We start from the raw sequence: 22,266 nt of genomic DNA, 5'->3' as shown, positions 1-22,266 counted from the left end.
GCTCATGGAACCACAATACCTCAACATCCCAAACCTAAAAGTTACCGTTTTTCAGGCCTACCTTTTCTGGGAAAACATAGAAAAAAACTTGCAAAATATTGGCTTACGATTATCGGGCGGAGTTCGAGAAAAAACCGATTTAATTGTATTACCAGAAATGTTTAACACTGGCTTTACGATGAGAGCCGAAGATTTGGCGGAAGAAATGGATGGTAAAACCATGCAGTGGATTAAAAAAACCGCAAAAGATTATGATTGCGTAGTTACCGGAAGTTTAATTATCAAAGAGCAGGGCAAATATTACAACCGCATGGTTTGGGTAAAACCCGATGGAGATTGCCAACATTATGATAAGCACCATCTTTTTGGTTTAGGTGATGAAGACAAGCACTTTTCTCCTGGTACAGAACCTGTAATAGTAGAATTAAAAGGCTGGAAAATTAGATTAGCAATTTGCTATGATTTACGTTTCCCTGTGTGGTTGCGCAATAAAAACGCAGCTTATGATATTCTGCTACTTGTTGCTAGTTGGCCAGATAAACGTTCTTCGCACTGGAGAACTTTAATACACGCAAGAGCAATTGAAAACCAAAGCTACGTAATTGGAGTAAACCGTGTTGGGCACGATGGAAACCAGATTTATCATAGTGGTCATTCGATGTGTATTGATCCTTTGGGCAATACAATTTATTACAAACCTGAGGACGAAGACCTTTACACTTTCAGTATTAATTACCCTGAGTTAGAAAAAGTTAGACGACAATTTCCATTTTTAAAAGATTCTGACGATTTTGACATCAACTAACTCGTTATGTATAATCGGAGGAAATTTATCCAAACCACTGCGCTCTCTGCGGCGGCTGTAGCATTTAGCAAAGCTTGCACTACTAAAAACAGCAGTATAAACAAACCAATCGTTATCTCTACATGGGATTTTGGCGTTGCAGCAAACGCTGATGCCTGGAAAGTTCTCAACGCCAACGGCAAAGCTTTGGATGCTGTAGAAAACGGTGTTAAAGTGCCAGAGGCTGATATTAAAAACCAGACCGTTGGTTATGGCGGCTTACCAGATAGAGATGGTATAGTTACACTTGATGCTTGCATAATGGACCATTTGGGAAACTGTGGTGCTGTGCTTGCATTAGAGCAAATTAAACATCCTATTGCTGTAGCTCGTTTGGTAATGGAAAAAACACCACACGTAATGCTTGCAGGCGATGGTGCGCTTCAATTTGCCATTGAGCAAGGCTTTAAGGAAGAAAACCTACTCACAGAAAACAGCAAAAAAGATTGGGAAAAATGGCTAAAAACTGCAAAATATGCTCCAGTAAGTAATATTGAGAATACGTTATACGAAAAAGCTGCACCAGAAAAATTACCAGGCAATCAGTATAATCATGACACCATTGGCATGTTAGCTTTAGATGCCCACGGCAATTTAGCGGGAGCCTGCACAACTAGCGGTATGGCTTACAAAATGCATGGTCGTATCGGCGATAGCCCAATTATTGGAGCTGGTTTATATATCGATAACGAGGTTGGCGGTGCTACTGCGACTGGTGTTGGTGAAGAAGTGGTACGTAATGTGGGGTCGTTTTTGGTAGTAGAACTGATGCGCCAAGGATATTCGCCAGAAGAAGCTTGCAAAGAAGCTGTAATGCGTATCATTAAAAAGAAAAAAGATAGCACTAAAGATTTACAAGTTGGCTTTTTAGCACTCAATAAAAACGGCGAATACGGCGCCTATGCCATTCAGCAAGGTTTTACATTTGCAGTTTGCGATAAAACAAAACAAGATTTAATTGTTAAAGGAAAAAGTCATTATTAACACCTAACCTACCTAAAAAAGAAAAACAAATGGGATTATTATCTAAAATTTTCGGGAAGAAAAAAGTTGTAGACCGCGAAGGCGAGCCAAGCATGGTCTACATTGCAAACGAAGACGAAAGAATGAATTGGGCTATTGAAAAAGCCAATTTAACGTTATGGTACTTCGAAGAAAGCTTAAAAAATCCAAAACCTTATCAAGTGTATTTCTCCGTAAAGGTCCGTATTATGGATGGCGAAACTGGGGAACATATTTGGTTAACAGAACCGCATTTTGACGAAGATGGAAACTTGTTCGGCACCGTTGGAAATGAACCTGTTGATGTTAAAACCGTAAAACTAGACCAAAAAATAGGTATCGATAGAGATTTCATCTCCGATTGGATGATTATTGAAGGTGGTAGATTAGTTGGTGGCTACACACTGAGAGTTATTAGAGATGGTATTCCTGATGACAAAAAACATGAGTTTGACCAAAGTGTAGGAATGCATATCGATGAAGGAATTGACTATTTTAAAGCTGATTTTGATACACCTGAAGGCGCAATCTTGTCTTTAGAAAATGCTTTCGACGAGCAAAATATAGACAAGGCTGTTGCTTGCAAGGATTTTTATACTGAAGCAAAGCTGATGCTGAGTGGTATGGATAGCGCCATTATTGATGAGGATATCGTTAAACAAACAGCAGAAGTTTTAGAACTGAGTTTTGTTAAACATACTTCAGAAGGCGAATGGCCAAATTTTAGCGATTTAAAACGTGCCTTCACTAACAGAGAGAAAGTGAATGAAAATTATTGGATAATCACTGAAGTTTGCTGGTTCCCAGATGGTGGAAAATCTGTACAACGATTAGGCACTTCCAAAACCGCTGATGGTTGGAGAGTTGTTGGTCTGGTTGATGATGCAGAATAAATAAATTTCAAATGGCAATGGCAGAAGATAATTCGAAACCGTTTACACTAGAAATTTGTGCGAACTCTGTAGCTTCTGCTATTGCCGCAGAAAAAGGTGGTGCACAGCGTATAGAGCTTTGCACTAATTTAGCTGAAGGCGGTACCACACCAAGCTACGGTCAAATCAAATGGTGCGTAGAAAATCTGAAGCTAGAGGTTTGGCCTTTAATTCGTCCAAGAGGTGGGGATTTTTTGTACAACGATGCAGAATTTGAAAGCATTTTAGAAGATATATCTTTCTGTAAGCAAATTGGTTGCAGTGGTGTGGTTACAGGTCTACTAAATACAGATGGCAGCATTGACGAAGAGCGCTGTGCTAAAATTATTGCTACCGCCTCTCCTATGCCAGTTGCATTTCATCGAGCATTTGATATGAGTAATAATTTAAGTGCATCCTTGGAAAGCGTTATTAAACTAGGCTTTGTGAGGGTTTTAACTTCTGGCGGAAAAGAGAATGCTTTTATTGGTGCAAGGGAATTGGCAAAGTTGGTTGTGCAAGCCAACGGCAGAATTGAAATAATGCCTGGTGCTGGGGTTAATGCTGGAAATATTACTGAGATTGCTCGAATTATAGGGGCCAAAAGTTTCCATACTACAGCTAAATCGATTGTAGTAAGTAAAATGCAATTTAGAAACGAAGCTAGTAAAATGGGTAGTGATAACGCTGATGAATTTAGCTATGAAGAAACAGATGTGATGAAGGTAAAGGAGTTATCAAAACTGTTGAAAGGGCTATGAAATAGTTTTTGATTGTAGAAGGTATACTGATATTTCACTTTGATTAGCAAACTAAGAACTCCGTCATGCTGAATTTATTTTACTACGTAGCTTTCCGCTTCGCCACAGGTCAGCATCAGTTTGAAGGATTATAAGATTTTAAAATATTTAGCAGCCATATTTATACTTTCCAAAACCTAAACAACATGAGATTACTTTTAATATTCCTATTATTTCCAATCGCAGCTTGGTCGCAAACTAAGGCGCCGAGTTTTACAAAAGGCAATTTTACTGACGATTACGGCATTAAATATTCTATCAACGATACGCTTTGGATACAACATCCAAATATCAAATACCATATTATTAAATGGAACGAAAAGGAACAATATCTGATTGCTAAAAATGGCTCTGGTCATAAAGCAGATGAAAATAAATACACCCGTATAGATTTCATGGCTTTCGAGGGAATGGCACCTTGGAATTGGGGTTTCTGTCTAACATCTTACAAAGCATTAACTGATACAGAAGCAGAACAAACCGCTGCTGCCGATAGGAAAAATCCGAGAAAGGGTTGCAATGGCTATCCGTTTTCGAGGATGAAAGTGGTTGGTAAGCAGTAAAAAGTTTTACAAGGCATTCATAACCCCCGGTTTTAACTGGGGGAAAATATAGCATCATTTATTGGTTTTAACCACCCGTTAAGCTACTTGGTTTATGAACTTTAAATAGCAGCACAGGCTTTTGTGCAATAAACCGGATTGAAGTGGTTATACTTTTTTGATGCGTCATTTCGACGAGGAACGAGGAGAAATCTGTTTAATAGAAGCATAGTTGTTAGATTTCTCACTATGTTCTAAATAAAGGAAACAGCATCCAAAAAAGATAAAAATGAAAAGCCGGACTTTCGTACCAAAAGAGCCACAGAAAACTGCTTTTCTAATTAATCGGCTTATGCAAAAGTTTCAAAACTTTGTACTCATTATGCGACATAATGATATTGTAACCTAGCAATGCAATAACCAGTGGATTAAAATCGTCTACGAATTTTAAACCCATTATTGCTGATGGTAGAAAAATGAGGACTACCGTACCAAGCATCACGAAAAATGTGGTTTTAATGGAATTGAATAGCACGGTAAGTCTGAGCATATTGCTTTTCCTAAACTGCCATGGGTTACGAAAAAGCTGTACTAAATTATTGAACAGGTAAAAGAAAATCAGGAAAATAGCCAAACCAGAAGACAGACTATCATTTAGATTAGGTAGTACGATATATTTGTTGTACACAAAGTAAAAAACGACCGCAATACAAGCAACAATCTTTACCAAACGTAAATTATTGCCTTCGGTAAACCATTTTAAAGCAGGATTATCGGTGGTGCTTGATAAACTTTGCAATTTCTCGGCAGTCTCTGGTCGTAGTTTCGTGAACGGGCTTATTAGACCGATAATTACTAACAACAATGTAGCATAAAACTGAAACGAAATGTCGGCAATTAATATATCTACCCTTTCCTCACTAAGTAATTCGTAGGAAAACAGTGTTGTAACTACAAGCAATGCTATAACCACATGAAAAACAAAGGGTAAATAATTTGGTAAGGCTTTGGCGTTTTTTACTTCGGATAGCGTAGTTATTGATGTGTCTTTCTCTACGTAATTATTTGCCTTACTGACGAAAAAAATGATGAAGAAAATGAAAAACATACCTTAAAAATTTCGATAAGTAGATAGCTTCAAAGATATATTTTATGGGTAAAAACAAAGAAATATGACAGCGATTTTCAGTCAATTTTTTTCGCTTAAAAAACATATCTTTGCACAAAGATGAAGAATATACGTAATTTTTGCATAATTGCACATATTGACCACGGTAAGAGCACTTTGGCTGACCGTTTATTAGAATATACCAACACTATTTCGCAGCGTGAAGCGCAGGCGCAATTGCTGGACAACATGGATTTGGAGCGTGAGCGTGGCATTACCATTAAAAGTCATGCGATACAAATGAATTATAAATTAGGTGACCAAGAATTTGTTTTTAACCTAATTGATACCCCTGGACACGTAGATTTTTCTTACGAAGTTTCGCGTTCTATTGCTGCTTGCGAAGGTGCTTTGCTAATTGTAGATGCATCGCAAGGGATACAGGCACAAACCATTTCTAACCTTTATTTGGCTTTAGAGCACGATTTGGAGATTATTCCAATTTTAAATAAAATGGATTTACCTGGTGCAATGCCAGAGGAAGTAAAAGACCAAATTATTGATTTAATTGGCTGTAAACGTGAAGATATTATCCCTGCATCTGGTAAAACGGGTATGGGTATTCCTGATATTTTACAAGCAATTGTTGACCGTGTACCTGCACCAGTTGGCGAGCCTGATGCACCTTTACAAGCTTTAATTTTTGATAGTGTTTTTAACTCTTTCAGAGGAATTATTGCTTATTACAAGGTTGTAAATGGCGAAATTAAAAAAGGTGATAAAGTTAAGTTTATCAATACTGGTAAAGAATATTTAGCTGATGAAGTTGGTATTCTGAAACTAGATATGTCGCCAAGACCATCAGTTAAAACTGGTGATGTAGGTTACATTATTTCGGGTATTAAAGAAGCCAGAGAAGTAAAAGTTGGTGATACGATTACTACCGTTGGCAGACCTGCTTTAGAGGCTATTCAAGGCTTTGAAGAGGTAAAACCGATGGTATTTGCCGGTATTTATCCGGTAGATACCGATGAGTACGAAGAATTGAGAGAGGCAATGCACAAATTACAGTTGAACGATGCTTCTATTGTTTTTGAGCCAGAAAGTTCTGCAGCTTTAGGTTTTGGTTTCCGTTGTGGTTTCTTAGGAATGCTACACATGGAGATTATCCAAGAGCGTTTAGAGCGTGAGTTCGATATGACGGTAATTACTACAGTTCCCAACGTATCTTACAAAGCGTACACCACCAAAGACGATGAGATTATTGTAAATAACCCGTCAGATTTACCAGACCCAAGTAAATTAGATAGAGTTGAAGAACCTTTTATCAAGGCAAATATCATTACCAAAGCTGAGTTTGTTGGACCTGTAATGTCGCTTTGTATCCAAAAACGAGGTATCATTGTTAACCAATCTTATTTAACTTCTGATAGAGTTGAATTAGTTTTTGAAATGCCAATGGGCGAAATTGTATTTGATTTCTATGATAAATTAAAGACCATTTCTAAAGGCTATGCATCTTTCGATTATCACCAAACTGGCTATAAAAAATCTGATTTGGTACGTTTAGATATGCTTTTAAACGAAGAACCTGTAGATGCTTTATCTTCTTTAATTCACCGTAGCAATGCTTACGATTTCGGTAAGAAGATTTGCGAGAAATTGAGAGAACTAATCCCTCGCCAACAATTCGAGATTAAAATACAGGCTTCTATCGGAGCTAAAGTTATTGCTAGAGAAACTTTAAGTGCTTTACGTAAAGATGTAACTGCCAAGTGTTATGGTGGTGATATTTCTCGTAAGCGTAAATTATTAGAGAAACAGAAAAAAGGTAAAAAACGTATGCGTCAGGTGGGTAACGTAGAAATTCCACAGACGGCGTTTATGGCTGTTTTAAAATTAGATTAACTTAGTATTGCGTATTGCGATAAGCGTATTGCGATTTGCAATAAGCCGTTATGTCTCAATACTCAATACGCTATACTCAATATTACATGCAATTATTAGACGGAAAATACGTATCAGAAAAAGTTAAAGTAGAAATAGCCGAAGAAGCAGCTCAATTTTTAGCAGAAACAGGTAGAAAACCTCATTTGGTTGCCATTTTAGTTGGTAACGATGGTGGTAGCGAAACCTATGTTGCTAGTAAGATGAAGAACTGCGAGAAGGTTGGCTTTAAATCTTCTTTATACCGTTATGATAATTCTGTAACCGAAGCTGAGCTTTTAGAAAAGGTTAGAGAAATTAACGCTGATGCGGATGTTGACGGTCTGATTGTTCAATTGCCTTTACCTAGGCACATAGACCCTGAGAAGGTTACCGAAGCTATTGACCCGATGAAAGATGTAGATGGCTTCCACCCTATTAACTTGGGTAGAATGATGCGTAATTTACCTTGCTATATTCCTGCAACGCCTTATGGTATTTTGCTGATGTTACAAGCTTACAATATTGATACTACTGGAATGCATTGCGTTGTGGTTGGCAGAAGTAATATTGTGGGTAGTCCGATGAGTGTTTTAATGGCTCGTAACGCTAACCCTGGAAACTGTACAGTTACTTTAACGCATAGCAGAACCAAAGATTTAAAAGAGCAGGTTTTACAGGCTGATATTATCATCGCAGCTATCGGTAAAAAGAACTTTATTACTGCTGATATGGTTAAAGCTGGAGCTATTGTAATTGATGTGGGTATCAACAGAGAAACTTCTACTGAGACTAAATCTGGTTTTAAGTTGTATGGTGATGTAGATTTCGAAAATGTAGCACCTAAGTCTTCGTTCATCACTCCTGTTCCCGGTGGTGTAGGTTTAATGACTATTGTTGGTTTGTTGAAGAACACTTTAGCATCGGCTAGAAAAGAGATATATTAATATTCTTTTAACCACCTAAGACTCCTTAGGACATTTTAATTTCTATTGATTGCATACTTAGGTGAGCTAAGGTTTCTTAGGTGGTTAGAATAAAAAATTCCTTATTCGTTTCAAGAATAAAATACGTATAACTATTTTTATTCATACGTATAATATTTATCTTTGTTTTGTAATTTAGAAACGGAGGTAAATATGGATACCAAACTAACTTTAAGTTTTAACCAAGATGTTGTAGAAAAAGCGAAGAAATACGCTGCTGCAAACAACATTAGCTTATCTCGTTTAATCGAATATTTACTTACGCAGGTAACCTCTAAACAATATAAATCACTAGAAGATTTTCCAATTAGTGATTGGGTTAGCATGGTAGCCGAGGGCGAAGTAGAATACAAGCGTACGCCAAAATCATCCAGAAAAGATTTAAAAGACGAGTTCTTCAGTTCTAAAAAATCTAAGTAAATGACCAGGATTTTCTTAGATGCCAATGTCTTGGTTTCTGTCCTAAATAAAGAATTTCCTTTGTTTAATTACTCATCAAGGATATTAAGTTTAGCTAGCAACCCAAAATTTGAAGTTTACACCTCTCCTATGTGTTTGGCCATTGCTTTCTATTTCGCAGAAAAGAAAAACAAAGCTACTGCTAAACAAAAGATATCCATTTTATGTGAACATATTAAAGTTGCAGATAATACTGGCAATGGCGTTTTAGAAACTATTTCAAACAAGAAAATCAATGATTTTGAAGATGGTTTAGAATATTATGCTGCAAAATCTGTGAGGTGCAGTTGCATTGTAACTGAAGATATTGAAGACTTTTACTTTTCTGAAATTGAAGTACTGTCTTGCAAAAGTTTCTTCGATAAGCATTTGCTTAACTAAACAATCGCTTCCAAAATCCTTCTGGCAAACCTACATAAAAACCGTCTTCCCGCTCTTCTATCGGATAAATATCCACATAATCATTTTGACCAGCTAAGCCTTTTCCGGTTTCTAAGTTGTACTCGTAACGATGAAGTGGACAAACAATATTTCCATTTTTACACCAACCACCACTTAAAATACCACCTGCATGCGGGCAACTATTTTGCAAAGCATGAAGTTTATTTTGATGTTTAACTAGACATAATTTCTTGCCATCTACCTTAATCATCCTAACAAAATCATCTTCAGGCAATTCTACATCTAGTTTTATCCACTTCATATTGCTGTCATATTAATAAGGCAAGATACAGAGATTACTATATTCTGCCATAATTAATTAACTTTGCGACCTTAAATTTCTATGGCACATCACATTCCCGAAGACGGCACGCTACTTCCTTTAATGGAAGAATTTTACACCATTCAAGGCGAAGGATATAATACAGGTAAGGCTGCTTATTTCATTCGTTTAGGAGGTTGTGACGTAGGCTGCCATTGGTGCGATGTAAAAGAGAGTTGGGATGCAGAATTACACCCACTTACTTTAAGTGACGATATTGCTACAAAAGCAGATACTTTTCCTGGTAAGGCTGTGGTAGTTACCGGCGGAGAACCTTTGATTTACAACTTAGATTATCTCACAAAACAACTCCAAGACCGCGGTATTTTAACTTTCATTGAAACTTCTGGCGCTTATCCCCTTTCTGGTTCTTGGGATTGGATTTGTCTTTCTCCAAAGAAATTCAAAGCACCTCGTCCAGATATCACTCCTTTTGCTAACGAGCTAAAGGTTATTGTTTTTAACAAGAGTGATTTTGAATGGGCGGAGAAATATGCAGAAATGGTTGGTCCAAACTGTAAACTTTACCTGCAGCCAGAATGGTCTAAATCGAAAGAAATAACGCCATTAATTATCGACTATGTAATGGCTAATCCAAAATGGGAAATTTCATTGCAAACGCACAAATATCTGAATATACCGTAATTTGGTTAATCGCTTAATTGGTTAATTGTTCGTAACTTGCTTAGCAGTTTTCCGGCTTTCGGACAATTCACTTTTAACTTATGTGCAGATACATTGTTTTAATATTACTCTTTCTATACAATGCAGTTGTGTTTGGTCAATCTACGATTAAAAAAGCGCAAAATAGCTTTGAAGATGCTCAGCAGTACGTAAGGCAAAACGTTTTTGATGAAGCGATAAAGCACCTAAATGAAGCAATTAAAGCTGATCCTAAATTTCAAACAGCATATTTACAACTCGGCGACATCTACAAAAGGCTCAGGAACACCCAAAAAGCGAAAGAAAACTACAGACTTGCCGTAAATTCCGCTCCTGTAGAAAACCCAAACACGTACTTCATTTTAGCAGAAACGGAATTACAAACCGGCGATTATGCACAAGCGAAGCAGAATTTTGAGAATTTCTTAAGCAAAGCCACTAACGTAGATGTTAAGTTTACAGACAAAGCTAAAAAGTATATACTAGATTGTAATTTTTCTATAAATGCGATAAAAAAACCAGTTCCCTACGAGCCATTTAATATGGGATTTTATGTGAACAGCGAATACCGCGACTATTTCCCTGCTTTAACTGCCGATGGACAGACCATCATTTTTACTAGAAATGTAAAAGGGAATGAAGATTTCTACACTTCAGTAAAAAAGAATGGAGAATGGCAACAAGCAAAGTCGTTGAGTGACAATATCAATACCGTGAATTTTAACGAAGGTGCACAATCAATATCGCCCGATGGCAGGTATTTATTTTTTACGGGCTGCAACAGACCAGACGGATTGGGTAGATGTGATATTTACGTATGCAGACGAGAAGGGAATGATTGGAGCAAGCCGATTAATTTAGGTCAATCTATAAACACAGGTGAGTGGGAATCGCAGCCTTCGATTAGTGCAGATGGAAGTATACTCTACTTTTTGAGCAACAGACCTGGTGGTTTTGGTGGTTACGATATCTGGAAATCTGTAATGAACGATGAAGGCTATTGGACGACCCCAACTAATTTAGGTCCGAATGTGAACACCCCCTATGACGAGGCTACCCCATTTATCCATCCTGATGGGAAAACACTGTATTTTTCTTCTGATGGCTGGCCTGGATTGGGACAAAAAGACATCTTTTACAGCAAGCTACAGGCTGACGGGACGTTTTCGAAAGCTACAAACTTGGGCTACCCTATCAATACCTTTAATGATGAATTTGGCTTTATCGTTAGTGCTGATGGAAAAGAAGGTTTGTTCTCTTCGAATTTAGATGGAGGTTTTGGTGATGTAGATATCTATCGTTTTAAACTTCCAGAAAATCTTAAACCTGATCCTGTAACCTATGTAAAAGGAGTTGTAAGAGATAGCGAGACTAAGGAAACCTTAGAAGCTTCTGTTTTGGTGATTAATCTTAAAAACAACGCAGCGGCTTACAACGAAATAACGGATAAGGTAACTGGTGATTTTATGGCTGTGATGCCTGCAAACGAAAGCTATTCTTTTAGTGCTTTTTCTGATGGATACCTACTTTATTCGAAACATTTTGATATTAAACCTGCTGATGCGAATAAGCCCTTCGAGTTGGAAATTCTACTAGATAAAATTAAAGTAGGCAGTAAGGTTTTGCTTAACAACATCTTTTTCGACACCAACAAGTTTGATCTTCTCCCGTCATCTTTAGTAGAACTAAACATCCTTTCAGATCTTTTGAAGAATAACACCAATATGGTAATTGAAATTCAAGGCCATACGGACAATGTTGGAGAAATAAAATCTAACCAAAAACTTTCTGAAAACAGAGCAAAAGCAGTTTACGATTACCTAGTTAGCAACGGCGTTGATAAAAAACAGCTCAACTATAAAGGTTATGGCGAAGCTCAACCTGCATTTGAAAACACAACGGAAGAGGGAAGGCAGAGAAATAGAAGAACCGAGTTTTTGGTAGTGAAGATAAATTAACCTCTAATCTTCTTACCTTTTAAAACCCTAATTGGTGAGCCTTCTGCTAGCATCACCGAAACAGGTTTTTCGTTATTCAGAAAAGCAAAATCTTTACCATAATTTGCTCCAAAATCTACAGCTATATCGTATTCCCTAACAGGATAAACTTCCCAGCGGGGATGTTGCACTTCGTATTCTGATGTCAAATTCGGCGCTAATTTAGTATAACCCCAAAAATGTTCAGTAATAAATTCTTCTTTGCTACCAATCGCCATTACCTCTGGCTCGGAATTAGTAGTCACAGAAAATTTATTCCAATTTCTAGTTTTCCAAAGGTATTCTACCAACAAACTATCATCTTTTATTTCCCATTTATGTTTCATGGGTAAAGTTTGATAGTTTTCTTTGTAAACAGTATTAGCCACGAAGGTAATAGCGGGTTTGGGTACAATTTCCTTAACGAAAACTACGCCTCTTTTCCAAGTGCCAGCTTCGTTATACTTTACATAGAAACGTAAATTAACTTCTTCGAAATTGATATGAAAAGGAATGCCAAAACCGCGAAGTTTAGTATCCATGAACATAAATCCTACTAAACTCACATAATATTTACCTTGCCAATCATCTAATTCGGTGAACGGTGGCAAATATTTTAGCAGCACTTCTTTATCAACTTCGTAATTGGCCAGCGCAAGTTTTCGCCACTCGGCGGATAGGAAGACAGGATTTCTAATCATAGATAGATTTATACACCATCGACAGGCCTAATTCCCCAATTCGCTCATAAATTTGATACGCATCAATTGAATCTCTTCCCTCGTGTAATCTGTTTCGCCAAGATCTTTAATGGCAGCATCTATAGAATCTGTATCTGCAGCCTGAAAATAATCAAAAACCTCATCTTGTCTATCTTCATCAATCATTTCATCGATGTAGTAAGTCAAATTTAACTTGGTACCCGAGTTTACAATTGCCTCAACTTCTTTTAGTACGTCTGTATAAGTGATACCTTTAGAACGAGCAATATCTTCTAAACCTATCTGTCTATCAATATTTTGGATAATTGACACTTTTAGGGCAGATTTATTAGCTTGAGTTTTAATCACCATATCAACTGGTCTGTCGATATCATTATCTTCAACATACTTTTTAATCAGCTCTATGAATGGACCTCCAAATTTTAATGCCTTACCATTTCCTACACCTGAGATCTGTTTCAATTCATCATTAGTAATCGGATAATGTGTGCACATTTCTTCTAACGATGGATCTTGGAAAACTACAAATGGCGGCACATTTTTCTGCTTCGCAATTTTCTTCCTTAAATCTTTCAGCAGTTGTAGCAATTGCGTATCTAAAGCACCGGTAGCTTGTTTTACTTCATCTTCATCTTCATCACTTGCATCCTCCAGTACTTCATTGATAATAAACTTTAAGCTATAAGGATTTTCAATAAAATCTCTGCCAATCTTGGTTAACTTCAGTAAACCATAGTTATCTATGTCTTTAGCTAAGAAATTATTTAATATCGATTGTCTTAAAAGAGATTTCCAGAGTATTTCGCCATCAGCTTTGCCAGAACCGAATTCTGGTAATTTACTTTGTTCGTAAGCAATAGTTTGTGCCGTTTCGTAACCCATAAAAACGTTAATTAAATGGGTATCGTCAAATTTCTCACCACTGCTTTCAACCAATTTCAATAAAGTAAGCAATTGTGCTTCTGCATCGAATTGTTGTTTAGGCTTTTTACAATTATCGCACATGCAATTACAACCAGTTTCGTTGAAATTTTCACCAAAATAGTGTAAAATCTGCTTTCTTCTACAAACCGACGACTCGGCATAATCGATAACTTCTTTTAAGATTTGGGTACCTATTTCACGCTCAGAAACAGGTTTATCTTTCATAAATTTAGCTAACTTTTCTACATCCTTTTGAGAATAGAAAGCTACACAAACACCTTCGCCACCATCACGACCAGCTCTACCAGTTTCCTGATAGTATCCTTCCATACTTTTCGGAATATCATGATGAATTACGAAACGAACATCTGGCTTATCAATCCCCATACCAAAAGCAATAGTTGCCACAATTACTTCCACATCTTCCATGAGGAATTTATCCTGAGTTTCGGCTCTAACTTTTGGCTCTAAACCAGCATGATAAGGCAATGCCTTAATGCCATTTATATTTAAAGTTTCGGCAACTTCTTCTACCTTTTTACGGCTCAAACAGTAAATAATTCCAGATTTACCTGGATTATACTTCACATATCTGATAATTTCCTTATTAATGTTCTTTTTAGGGCGGATTTCGTAGAAAAGGTTAGGTCTGTTAAATGACGATTTGAACAAAGTCGCATCTGTCATGCCTAAATTTTTAACAATATCTTGTTGAACCTTTGGAGTAGCAGTTGCCGTTAACGCGATAATTGGAATATGTTCTCCCAAGCCTGCAATCACTTGTCTTATTTTACGATATTCAGGTCTAAAATCATGTCCCCACTCAGAAATACAGTGGGCTTCATCTACTGCTACGAATGATATTTTAAGCAAACGCAAAAACTCGATGTTTTCTGCCTTCGCTAACGACTCTGGTGCAACATACAATAATTTAGTCTGGCCGCTTAACAAATCAGTTTTTACCTGCGTAATTTCCGATTTATTTAAAGAAGAATTCAAGAAATGAGCTACGCTATCACTTCCTCCAAAAGCCCTAATCTGGTCAACTTGGTTCTTCATCAGCGCTATTAAAGGAGAAATTACAATTGCTGTTCCTTCGCTCATTAAAGCTGGCAACTGATAACAGATAGACTTTCCGCCACCCGTTGGCATAATTACGAAAGTGTTCTTCCCCTCTAATATGTTGGTAATAATCGATTCTTGATCACCTTTAAAATTATCGAAACCGAAAAACGTTTGAAGGTTATCAAATAAAGATTTCTTTACATCCATTTCCTGTACTAAATATTGTGTGCTATTATTCTTCAAAATAACATAATTTTACAGTAATTAAAGCATCAATTTACTAATAAATTCTCTTAGAAAAGTAAAAAATAGAGAATAGATTTTGTAAGCTCTACAACCGTTAACCTACAATCCATAGCTTTTATCCCAATTGATGTAAGCAATCACATTTTTTTTGTACTTACTACTACGCTGTACTCAGCTATCCCTTTTTTGTTTAATTCGATAGATCTACACTATCTTAATTGTTAATCGTTTAGCCTCTTACTCCAATAATTAATAAAACTTGTAAAACTGTTTTCGAACTGCTTTGTTACTGTTAGCGAACATAAATAAGTCTATACCGACAAAAAACCTTTTACATAAGGTATGATATAAAAGTATATATTTGCTTTACGCATGGACAAAAACAGATACGCATTAATTATGGCTGGCGGCGTTGGAAGTCGCTTTTGGCCAGTAAGCAGAACAGAATTCCCTAAGCAGTTTATCGATTTTTTTGGCGTTGGCAAAACGCTTATCCAAAGTACTTACGAACGCTTCTTACAAATTTGTCTTCCCGAAAACATTTTCATCGTTACCAATGAGAGCTATGTAGATTTGATCAAGGAACAGCTTCCCAATTTGGTGGAAAATCAAATTTTGGCAGAACCTTTAATGCGTAATACCGCTCCCTGCATAGCTTACGGAGCAGCAAAAATTGCAGAACTAAATACAGATGCCGTAATTGTAGTTGCGCCATCAGATCATACTATTGGCAATCAAAAAGCTTTTATTGCTGCAATAGACCAAGCGATGGCTGCTGCCACCAATTGCGATTGTCTAATCACTTTGGGCATAAAACCTAATAGACCCGATACAGGCTACGGCTACATTCAATATAATGACGAAATATTAGGCGCACACGAAGAGATACACAAAGTTAAAACGTTTACAGAAAAACCTAATTTAGACCTAGCCAAATCATTTCTACAAAGTGGTGATTTCCTTTGGAATGCTGGTATTTTCATTTGGTCGGCAAGCGCAATCAATAAAGCTTTACAAAAACATTTACCAGATATATACGATATTTTTGCTGGTGGACGTTCTGCTTTCAACACTACGAACGAAAAGACGTTCATATCAAGCGCATACCAGCTGTGCACTAATATTTCTATCGATTTTGGCATCATGGAAAAAGCCGACAATGTGTATGTTTTACCTTCGGATTTTGGCTGGTCTGATTTAGGTACCTGGGCTTCCATTTACGAAATGGCAGAAAAAGATTATGTGGGCAATGCAGTAATTCCTTCAGAACAAGTGATGATGTTCGATTCTTCAAACTGCATGGTAAACGTACCGGAAGAGAAATTGGTAATCCTTCAAGGCTTACACGACTATATTGTTGTAGAATCTAACAATACTTTACTGATCTGTCCTAGAGCAGAAGAACAGCTCGTAAAACACATTGTAGCCGATGTAAAAGCTAAATTTGGAGGGAAGTTTATTTAATTAAAAACCAATTCTTACACCCATAGTAAAATTAACTCCAGAGATATTACCGACTTCATTACTGTAATCGTAAATGTTTGGGTGACGCGACCTCATAAAACGCACCCTCAAATTAGGATCATTATTTAATATCGTTTTTTTGTTTCTTATTCCTAAACCAGATATTAAGTCGAAGTACATCTTGCCTTTTTTAAATTGATAACCAAACTTGGCAGAATAATTAACTACTCTTTTATTAAAAAGAAAAATATCGTTTTCGTACTGTCTTTCATAATAATCCTTCTCTACATCATTATCTAAAGAGTAACTCAGCTCTTTAGTATATTTTGTTTTAAAATAATCTATTTCGACACCTACGTATGTACCGTTAAAAACAATATTCCTTAAGTATTTTCTTTGTTCAATTGAAAAACGAAAATTTTGATAGTCATCAACATTTGGAAGCAAACCATCAAAACCGTACCCTATATAAAAATTGGTACTAAAAGATGAATTGTTTTTAACCTCTGCTCCCACCATCATAGAAGGATTTGTGAAGTTTGTAACCATGTTTAGTGGAGCAATTTTTAATAAGAACTTATTCTTTTCGGGAAGTTCAATATTGTCAGGTCTTGCGTAAACGAATTTCAGTTTCTCATTGTCAAAAAATTGATATGCAGGATAAGAAAACATTTTAGGTTTATTATAATCGATAAAACCTCCAATTAAGCCATATGCTACCAAAAAATTCAGATAAAATGTTTTTGAAATATTTGAATTTATCGTAGTTGTTTTTAAAAGTGTATCATTCCTTAAAACACTAACAACCAATGGCTTTTTATTTCTTTCTACCAAAAACTCATGAATATTATTTACAGAACTGTCTGTAGCTACGACGAACCGAGTTGCCTTATCTCCAACCAATGTAATATTGGTGTGCTTGGTGTTAAAAATTGTTGCACATGAACAAAGTGAACTTACAGCAATCAGTATTAGTATGTTAAGGAACGTTAATTTCATCGGCGATTACATTAAGATCGCTGCCTAATTGCCTCGTACAAAATAACCCCAGCAGCTACAGAAACATTTAACGACTCTATTTTACCTGCCATTGGTATTTTTGCCAAGTGATCCGCAACCCTCAGCAACTCATTTGAGATACCTTCGTCTTCAGACCCCATTACAATAGCTGTTGGCAAAGTATAGTCTGGTTTATAAATTAGGTCGTCAGTTTTTTCTGTACATGCAACAATCTGCAAGCCACTTTCCTGTAGAAACAAACAAGTTTTATGCAAATTCGCATGTCTACAAACAGGAATAGAAAACAAAGCACCAGCTGACGTTTTGATAGCATCGGCGTTTACTTGCGCTGCATTTTTTAAAGGCACCACAATGGCATGTACACCAACACATGCAGCTGTACGAGCAATTGCCCCCATGTTACGTACATCAGTTACACTGTCTAAAACTAATATTAAAGGTGTCTCCCCTTTTTCATAAATAGCAGGAACAATATCTTCAATGTTTTGATAAGTAATTGGAGAAATAACCGCAATCACACCTTGGTGATTTTTTTGGGTCATTCTATTCAATTTCTCAATAGGAACAACACTTAATGGAATTAATGATCCCGATAATAAGGCTTTTAATTCTAGAAAAAGATCTCCAGATAAACCTCTTTGCAAATAAATAGTTTCAATATCTCTGGCAGCTTTAATTGCTTCAATTACAGCTCTAATACCAAACACAAATTCATTATTTTCTTTTACACGCTCTCTACCTCGTTCTCTATTACGATCATTACCTTGCGGCCTTCTAAAATTGTCCATGCACAAAAATAAGAAAATGATTGAATGAGGAAGGAACGAACGAATGATAAAATGACTAAATGAGAAAGTGAGTAATGAACGTTAGAGTAAACAATTATCACTAATCGGCAATTGAACTTTAACAACCTAGCCATTGAACAATCTCTATCCCCTTATCCACATCCAATTGTGCAGAACTAAAACTTCCCTATAATATATCAAAAAATCCATCATTTTAGAAATCAACTTGTTGACAAACGCCTAATAACTTGTGCAAACAAAAACCTCCCTTTTTGTTTACTTTTGTTTCATGAGTATGGATAACGAACAAAAGGGACAGGGCAAATTTTCAGTATCAGCAAGAAAGAATAGACTAGCCAACACCATTAGTACAGTAGACAAAATACAGCCACAAGCTACTGATTTAGAGGAAGCTGTATTAGGTGCTTTGATGCTAGAAAAAGATGCCCTATCTGCAGTTATCGACGTACTTAAGCCCGAACTTTTCTACGACGAAAGACACAAACGAATTTTCGAGGCTATCCAAGCATTATTCCAAAAATCTAAACCTGTAGATATTTTAACCGTTACTTCAGAGTTACGTACTACGGGTAATTTAGAGATGATTGGTGGCGCTTATTTCGTTACTTATTTAACTAACAGAGTAACATCTGCCGCCAACATTGAGTACCATGCTCGTATCATTTCACAAAAATATATTCAGCGTGAGTTAATTAGAATTTCTACGGATATTATTAAAAATGCTTACGAAGACACTACAGATATCTTCGACCTTTTAGATATGGCCGAAAAAAACTTGTTTGATATTGCCCAAAACAACTTACGTAGAGATACGCAGAAAATGGACGATATCATCAAACAATCTTTGGCATCATTAGAAGAATTAAGAACTAAAACTGATGGTTTAACTGGTGTACCTTCTGGATTTACAGATTTAGATCGTATTACTGGCGGATGGCAAAAATCCGATTTAGTGATTATTGCTGCTCGTCCAGCGATGGGTAAAACAGCCTTTGTACTTACTGCAGCCCGTAACGCAGCTGTAGATTTCAACAAACCAACCGTAGTTTTCTCACTGGAGATGTCTTCTGTTCAGTTGGTAAATCGTTTGATTTCTGGTGAAGCTGAAATTGAGCAAGAGAAAATTAGAAAAGGTAACCTTGCGGAATGGGAATGGCAACAATTGCACAGTAAAATCGGTAGACTGTCAGAAGCAACTTTACTAATTGATGATACGCCTGCATTAAATATTTTCGAGTTCAGAGCGAAATGTCGTAGGCTAAAATCGCAGTACGATATTCAAATGATCATCATCGATTACTTGCAGTTAATGCATGGTAAAGGTGAAGGCGGGGGTAACCGTGAGCAAGAAATTGGTAGTATCTCAAGAGCTTTAAAATCTGTAGCGAAGGAATTAGAAGTTCCAGTTTTAGCACTTTCGCAGTTAAGTCGTGCGGTAGAAAGTAGACCAGGACAAAACGGTAAAAGGCCAATGTTATCCGATCTACGTGAATCTGGATCTATTGAGCAAGATGCCGATATGGTGCTTTTCTTGTACCGTCCAGAATATTACGGCATTATGGAAGATGAAAGTGGTCGTTCAAATGCTGGTGTTGGTGAGGTAATTATTGGTAAAAACCGTCACGGTGAAACGGGAATTGTACCACTAAGATTTATCGGTAAATATGTGAAGTTTGGTGATTTGGAAGATAGTTTTATGCCTCCTTCTAGCTTCTCAGCAGGTAGCGATAGTGCAATGATGCCGTCAGAAAACTTTGGTAATCCTGGAAATATCATCATCAGGCCTTCAAGTATGAATGATATGATGGATGATGATCCACCGTTTTAAGAGATATTTTTCAGCTAAATTTTCGTCATTGCGAGGCACGAAGCAATCTTAAAGTGATAAATCAACTATATTTGTAGGATTTCTTCGTGCCTTGCAATGACGATTTTTCAATATTACAATATTTCAAAAACTAACTCGCTTTTGCCTCAGGCTTTTCCTCTCCAAAAATCCACCAAGCTTTTTTAGGAGATTGCGTTTTAAATATTGCCGCATCGTCTTTGTATTTTCTGATGTGCGCAACCACTTCATCGACATCATCAGTAAAGAGCAATAAATCCATATCTTCTGGACTAATTGTTTTTTGTTCCATCATCAATTGTACGTGTTCGTAAACATGCTGATGAAACTCCTTACCCATTATCACAATCGGAAACTTTTCTACTTTACCCGTCTGAATTAACGTTAGCGTTTCAAAAAATTCGTCCAACGTTCCAAATCCGCCAGGTAAAACCACAAATGCGTACGAGTACTTTCTTAGCAACTCTTTTCTTACAAAGAAATATTCGATATTAACAAAGGTATCTAAATAAGGATTTTCATGTTGCTCGTGCGGTAAAACAATGTTACATCCTACCGATAAGCCTCCAGCATCTTTAGCTCCCCTATTTCCCGCTTCCATAATGCCAGGTCCACCACCAGTCATAATTGCAAAACCCAACTTAGAAATTTCAGCAGAAACTTTTCTCGCCATCTCATAATATGGATGATCTTCCTTAAACCTAGCAGAGCCAAAAACGGTAACACAAGGACCTACAAAATGCAATTTTCTAAATCCCTTATAAAACTGATAGATTACCCCCAAAACATATTTTAATTCTTGCCAACGGGTTCTTGCACCTTTAAAAAAACTTACTTCTTCTCTAACAAACTTATTCATCTCAAAAATTAATTTGCACTAAACTATATAACCTAAAACCACTCCTGCAACAATTACTAAAGCAGGGCTGATTTTTGTAAAATTCAATATTAAAAAGGTAGCTAAAACGATAGCCAAGAAAACCCAATTTAAGCCAACCGGAGCTATTAACATAAAAAAGGCGGCAATAATAAAACCAACACTTACCGCATTTATCCCCGAAAGTGAATACTTAATTCGGCTTATCTTTTTCAAATCATTCCAAAAAGGCACAATAAAAAGCACCAAAATCAAGCCTGGCAAGTTGATTCCTAAAACAGCTAAAAAACCACCTATCGCTTGCCCCAAAATACCGTAGCCACCATATTTCATACCTAAAGCACCAATATAGCTGGTAAATGAAAATGTAGGACCAGGCAAAACCTGTTGAAAAGCATATCCCGACATAAAATCAGACTGGCTTAAGTATTGCTTTACCTGCACAAACTCCGTCAGCATCATAGGCACTAAAACTTGTCCGCCTCCGAAAATAAAGATACCGTTACGATAAAAATTTTCAAATAATCTGATTGGCAAACTAAACGGCGATGTTCTGTTAATCAATGCGCCAAGCATAGCCATAAATAACAATACGCCAATAAAATAGCCTAGTTTTTTGGGGTTGATATTAGCGAAAAGTCGAACTCTTAATTCGGTTTCTTCTGTAGGTGTTCCAATTGCTGAAGAAACCATCCCTCCAATTAATATAGCTAAAGGAAAAACATAAGCCTCCTTCAAAACCAAAGTACCCACTAAGGCACCAACTGCTAAGAAAATAGAAACCTGATCAGTTAACACCCTTTTACCAAGTTTGAAAGCCCCGTAGGCTACAATTCCTAAAACTATAGGATGCACATATTCTAAAACCGAAGCTAGTTTGTCTTTCTGCCCTAAAACCGAATACCAAATAGCAGCCAATGTCATAATAGCAGCCGATGGCAAAATCCAAATTAAAAAGGTGATGATGGCTAATTTTAAGCCGCCAACTTTATATGCAATTCCTACCAAAGTTTGTGTAGAAGCTGGTCCTGGTAAAACTTGTGCTAACGCATTCAATTCTAACAACTCTTCTTCGCTAACAAAGTTGATATTGGTAACAAAATAGCGTAACAATAACGACAAATGCGCCTGAGCCCCACCAAAAGCAGTGAAGGTGAAGTAAATCACATTCCTGATAAAGAAGATTTGTCGTTTAGATATCAATAGATTTACGATTGAAAATGTTCATTAGCTCATTTGTTCACAAGTTCATTAGGCTTTGCAATAATTTGTTACCTATCTGATCGTTGTGATTTGGTTACTGATAATTGTGA

The 22,266-nt window shown here is 36.7% G+C and carries 21 protein-coding genes; 13 read left to right on the top strand and 8 right to left on the bottom strand.

Annotated elements, in window-relative coordinates; genetic code table 11:
• Positions 1-4 precede the first annotated feature (4 nt).
• The 5 genes from AC23ME_RS15130 to AC23ME_RS15110 all read left to right on the top strand — a co-directional run bounded on the left by AC23ME_RS15130 (position 5) and on the right by AC23ME_RS15110 (position 4,120).
• Entirely contained in the window at positions 5-805 is an 801-nt protein-coding gene (locus tag AC23ME_RS15130; protein WP_487728613.1) for a nitrilase family protein, read from the top strand.
• A gap of 6 nt (positions 806-811) precedes the next feature.
• Positions 812-1,828 carry a glycosylasparaginase gene (locus AC23ME_RS15125; RefSeq protein WP_487728612.1) on the top strand — a complete coding sequence of 339 codons (1,017 nt, stop codon included), beginning with the start codon at positions 812-814 and terminating at the stop codon, positions 1,826-1,828.
• A gap of 29 nt (positions 1,829-1,857) precedes the next feature.
• Entirely contained in the window at positions 1,858-2,739 is an 882-nt protein-coding gene (locus AC23ME_RS15120) for a YegJ family protein (RefSeq protein ID WP_487728611.1), read from the top strand.
• 11 nt (positions 2,740-2,750) lie between these two features.
• Complete coding sequence (locus AC23ME_RS15115) at positions 2,751-3,518, top strand: copper homeostasis protein CutC (RefSeq protein ID WP_487728610.1); 768 nt, start codon at positions 2,751-2,753, stop codon at positions 3,516-3,518.
• A 185-nt stretch (positions 3,519-3,703) separates the two neighbouring features.
• Complete coding sequence (locus AC23ME_RS15110) at positions 3,704-4,120, top strand: hypothetical protein (RefSeq protein WP_487728609.1); 417 nt, start codon at positions 3,704-3,706, stop codon at positions 4,118-4,120.
• Positions 4,121-4,436: 316 nt separating this feature from the next.
• Here AC23ME_RS15110 and AC23ME_RS15105 read toward each other — a convergent pair whose 3' ends face one another.
• A complete protein-coding gene (locus AC23ME_RS15105) occupies positions 4,437-5,207 on the bottom strand; it encodes a hypothetical protein (protein ID WP_487728608.1) in 771 nt (256 codons plus the stop codon).
• A 120-nt stretch (positions 5,208-5,327) separates the two neighbouring features.
• Between AC23ME_RS15105 and lepA the strand changes: the two genes are divergently transcribed.
• The 4 genes from lepA (at position 5,328) to AC23ME_RS15085 (ending at position 8,959) form a co-directional block, all read left to right on the top strand.
• Entirely contained in the window at positions 5,328-7,115 is a 1,788-nt protein-coding gene (gene lepA, locus AC23ME_RS15100; protein ID WP_487728607.1) for a translation elongation factor 4, read from the top strand.
• 86 nt (positions 7,116-7,201) lie between these two features.
• A complete protein-coding gene (locus AC23ME_RS15095; RefSeq protein WP_487728606.1) occupies positions 7,202-8,080 on the top strand; it encodes a bifunctional 5,10-methylenetetrahydrofolate dehydrogenase/5,10-methenyltetrahydrofolate cyclohydrolase in 879 nt (292 codons plus the stop codon).
• A 192-nt stretch (positions 8,081-8,272) separates the two neighbouring features.
• The gene (locus AC23ME_RS15090; protein WP_487728605.1) at positions 8,273-8,539 is read left to right on the top strand and encodes a DUF6364 family protein; all 267 of its coding nucleotides are present in this window, start codon (positions 8,273-8,275) and stop codon (positions 8,537-8,539) included.
• Entirely contained in the window at positions 8,540-8,959 is a 420-nt protein-coding gene (locus tag AC23ME_RS15085) for a PIN domain-containing protein (protein ID WP_487728604.1), read from the top strand. It begins immediately after the preceding gene.
• Here AC23ME_RS15085 and AC23ME_RS15080 read toward each other — a convergent pair.
• Positions 8,952-9,281, bottom strand: coding sequence for a Rieske (2Fe-2S) protein (locus tag AC23ME_RS15080; RefSeq protein WP_487728603.1), 330 nt, complete (start codon positions 9,279-9,281; stop codon positions 8,952-8,954). The genes AC23ME_RS15085 and AC23ME_RS15080 overlap by 8 nt on opposite strands.
• Before the next feature lie 81 nt (positions 9,282-9,362).
• On the opposite strand from AC23ME_RS15080, the gene AC23ME_RS15075 reads away from it, so the two are divergent.
• Together AC23ME_RS15075 and AC23ME_RS15070 are read left to right on the top strand one after the other, a co-directional pair.
• Positions 9,363-9,986 carry a 7-carboxy-7-deazaguanine synthase QueE gene (locus tag AC23ME_RS15075; RefSeq protein ID WP_487728602.1) on the top strand — a complete coding sequence of 208 codons (624 nt, stop codon included), beginning with the start codon at positions 9,363-9,365 and terminating at the stop codon, positions 9,984-9,986.
• Positions 9,987-10,066: 80 nt separating this feature from the next.
• Entirely contained in the window at positions 10,067-11,962 is a 1,896-nt protein-coding gene (locus AC23ME_RS15070; RefSeq protein ID WP_487728601.1) for an OmpA family protein, read from the top strand.
• On the opposite strand, the gene AC23ME_RS15065 is transcribed toward AC23ME_RS15070, so the two are convergent.
• A complete protein-coding gene (locus AC23ME_RS15065; protein ID WP_487728600.1) occupies positions 11,959-12,681 on the bottom strand; it encodes a YqjF family protein in 723 nt (240 codons plus the stop codon). The two genes, AC23ME_RS15070 and AC23ME_RS15065, sit on opposite strands and share 4 nt — an antisense overlap.
• Positions 12,682-12,708: 27 nt before the next feature.
• Complete coding sequence (recQ, locus tag AC23ME_RS15060) at positions 12,709-14,898, bottom strand: DNA helicase RecQ (protein WP_487728632.1); 2,190 nt, start codon at positions 14,896-14,898, stop codon at positions 12,709-12,711.
• Positions 14,899-15,309: 411 nt separating this feature from the next.
• On the opposite strand from recQ, the gene AC23ME_RS15055 reads away from it, so the two are divergent.
• The gene (locus tag AC23ME_RS15055; RefSeq protein WP_487728599.1) at positions 15,310-16,401 is read left to right on the top strand and encodes a mannose-1-phosphate guanylyltransferase; all 1,092 of its coding nucleotides are present in this window, start codon (positions 15,310-15,312) and stop codon (positions 16,399-16,401) included.
• Here AC23ME_RS15055 and AC23ME_RS15050 read toward each other — a convergent pair whose 3' ends face one another.
• Together AC23ME_RS15050 and rlmB are read right to left on the bottom strand one after the other, a co-directional pair.
• Positions 16,402-17,400, bottom strand: coding sequence for a hypothetical protein (locus AC23ME_RS15050; RefSeq protein WP_487728598.1), 999 nt, complete (start codon positions 17,398-17,400; stop codon positions 16,402-16,404).
• 11 nt (positions 17,401-17,411) lie between these two features.
• Complete coding sequence (gene rlmB / locus AC23ME_RS15045; protein ID WP_487728597.1) at positions 17,412-18,209, bottom strand: 23S rRNA (guanosine(2251)-2'-O)-methyltransferase RlmB; 798 nt, start codon at positions 18,207-18,209, stop codon at positions 17,412-17,414.
• 289 nt (positions 18,210-18,498) lie between these two features.
• Here rlmB and dnaB point away from each other — a divergent pair, with 289 nt between their 5' ends.
• Positions 18,499-20,058, top strand: a complete 1,560-nt coding sequence (gene dnaB / locus AC23ME_RS15040; RefSeq protein WP_487728596.1) for a replicative DNA helicase — start codon at positions 18,499-18,501, stop codon at positions 20,056-20,058.
• A 130-nt stretch (positions 20,059-20,188) separates the two neighbouring features.
• On the opposite strand, the gene AC23ME_RS15035 is transcribed toward dnaB, so the two are convergent.
• Positions 20,189-20,935 (bottom strand): LOG family protein, encoded by a 747-nt coding sequence (locus AC23ME_RS15035; protein WP_487728595.1) that lies wholly within the window; start codon positions 20,933-20,935, stop codon positions 20,189-20,191.
• A gap of 18 nt (positions 20,936-20,953) precedes the next feature.
• Positions 20,954-22,153: a chromate efflux transporter gene (chrA, locus tag AC23ME_RS15030; RefSeq protein WP_487728631.1), complete on the bottom strand. Its 1,200-nt coding sequence runs from the start codon at positions 22,151-22,153 to the stop codon at positions 20,954-20,956.
• Positions 22,154-22,266: the final 113 nt, after the last annotated feature.

This window comes from Pedobacter sp. T50_32 (assembly GCF_057652195.1).
The sequence above is the reverse complement of the archived record's forward strand: the minus strand, read 5'-3'. Positions and strand labels throughout refer to the sequence as shown.

Excerpts from the sequence above, each read along its gene's own strand:
- AC23ME_RS15115 (WP_487728610.1), top strand. The coding sequence starts at position 2,751 with ATGGCAATGGCAGAAGATAATTCGAAACCGTTTACACTAGAAATTTGT.
- lepA (WP_487728607.1), top strand. The coding sequence starts at position 5,328 with ATGAAGAATATACGTAATTTTTGCATAATTGCACATATTGACCACGGT.
- AC23ME_RS15125 (WP_487728612.1), top strand. The coding sequence starts at position 812 with ATGTATAATCGGAGGAAATTTATCCAAACCACTGCGCTCTCTGCGGCG.
- AC23ME_RS15055 (WP_487728599.1), top strand. The coding sequence starts at position 15,310 with ATGGACAAAAACAGATACGCATTAATTATGGCTGGCGGCGTTGGAAGT.
- recQ (WP_487728632.1), bottom strand. The coding sequence starts at position 14,898 with ATGGATGTAAAGAAATCTTTATTTGATAACCTTCAAACGTTTTTCGGT.
- AC23ME_RS15075 (WP_487728602.1), top strand. The coding sequence starts at position 9,363 with ATGGCACATCACATTCCCGAAGACGGCACGCTACTTCCTTTAATGGAA.
- AC23ME_RS15070 (WP_487728601.1), top strand. The coding sequence starts at position 10,067 with ATGTGCAGATACATTGTTTTAATATTACTCTTTCTATACAATGCAGTT.
- AC23ME_RS15090 (WP_487728605.1), top strand. The coding sequence starts at position 8,273 with ATGGATACCAAACTAACTTTAAGTTTTAACCAAGATGTTGTAGAAAAA.
- dnaB (WP_487728596.1), top strand. The coding sequence starts at position 18,499 with ATGAGTATGGATAACGAACAAAAGGGACAGGGCAAATTTTCAGTATCA.
- AC23ME_RS15110 (WP_487728609.1), top strand. The coding sequence starts at position 3,704 with ATGAGATTACTTTTAATATTCCTATTATTTCCAATCGCAGCTTGGTCG.
- AC23ME_RS15120 (WP_487728611.1), top strand. The coding sequence starts at position 1,858 with ATGGGATTATTATCTAAAATTTTCGGGAAGAAAAAAGTTGTAGACCGC.
- AC23ME_RS15095 (WP_487728606.1), top strand. The coding sequence starts at position 7,202 with ATGCAATTATTAGACGGAAAATACGTATCAGAAAAAGTTAAAGTAGAA.
- AC23ME_RS15105 (WP_487728608.1), bottom strand. The coding sequence starts at position 5,207 with ATGTTTTTCATTTTCTTCATCATTTTTTTCGTCAGTAAGGCAAATAAT.
- rlmB (WP_487728597.1), bottom strand. The coding sequence starts at position 18,209 with ATGGACAATTTTAGAAGGCCGCAAGGTAATGATCGTAATAGAGAACGA.
- AC23ME_RS15130 (WP_487728613.1), top strand. The coding sequence starts at position 5 with ATGGAACCACAATACCTCAACATCCCAAACCTAAAAGTTACCGTTTTT.
- AC23ME_RS15080 (WP_487728603.1), bottom strand. The coding sequence starts at position 9,281 with ATGAAGTGGATAAAACTAGATGTAGAATTGCCTGAAGATGATTTTGTT.
- AC23ME_RS15085 (WP_487728604.1), top strand. The coding sequence starts at position 8,540 with ATGACCAGGATTTTCTTAGATGCCAATGTCTTGGTTTCTGTCCTAAAT.
- AC23ME_RS15035 (WP_487728595.1), bottom strand. The coding sequence starts at position 20,935 with ATGAATAAGTTTGTTAGAGAAGAAGTAAGTTTTTTTAAAGGTGCAAGA.
- AC23ME_RS15065 (WP_487728600.1), bottom strand. The coding sequence starts at position 12,681 with ATGATTAGAAATCCTGTCTTCCTATCCGCCGAGTGGCGAAAACTTGCG.
- AC23ME_RS15050 (WP_487728598.1), bottom strand. The coding sequence starts at position 17,400 with ATGAAATTAACGTTCCTTAACATACTAATACTGATTGCTGTAAGTTCA.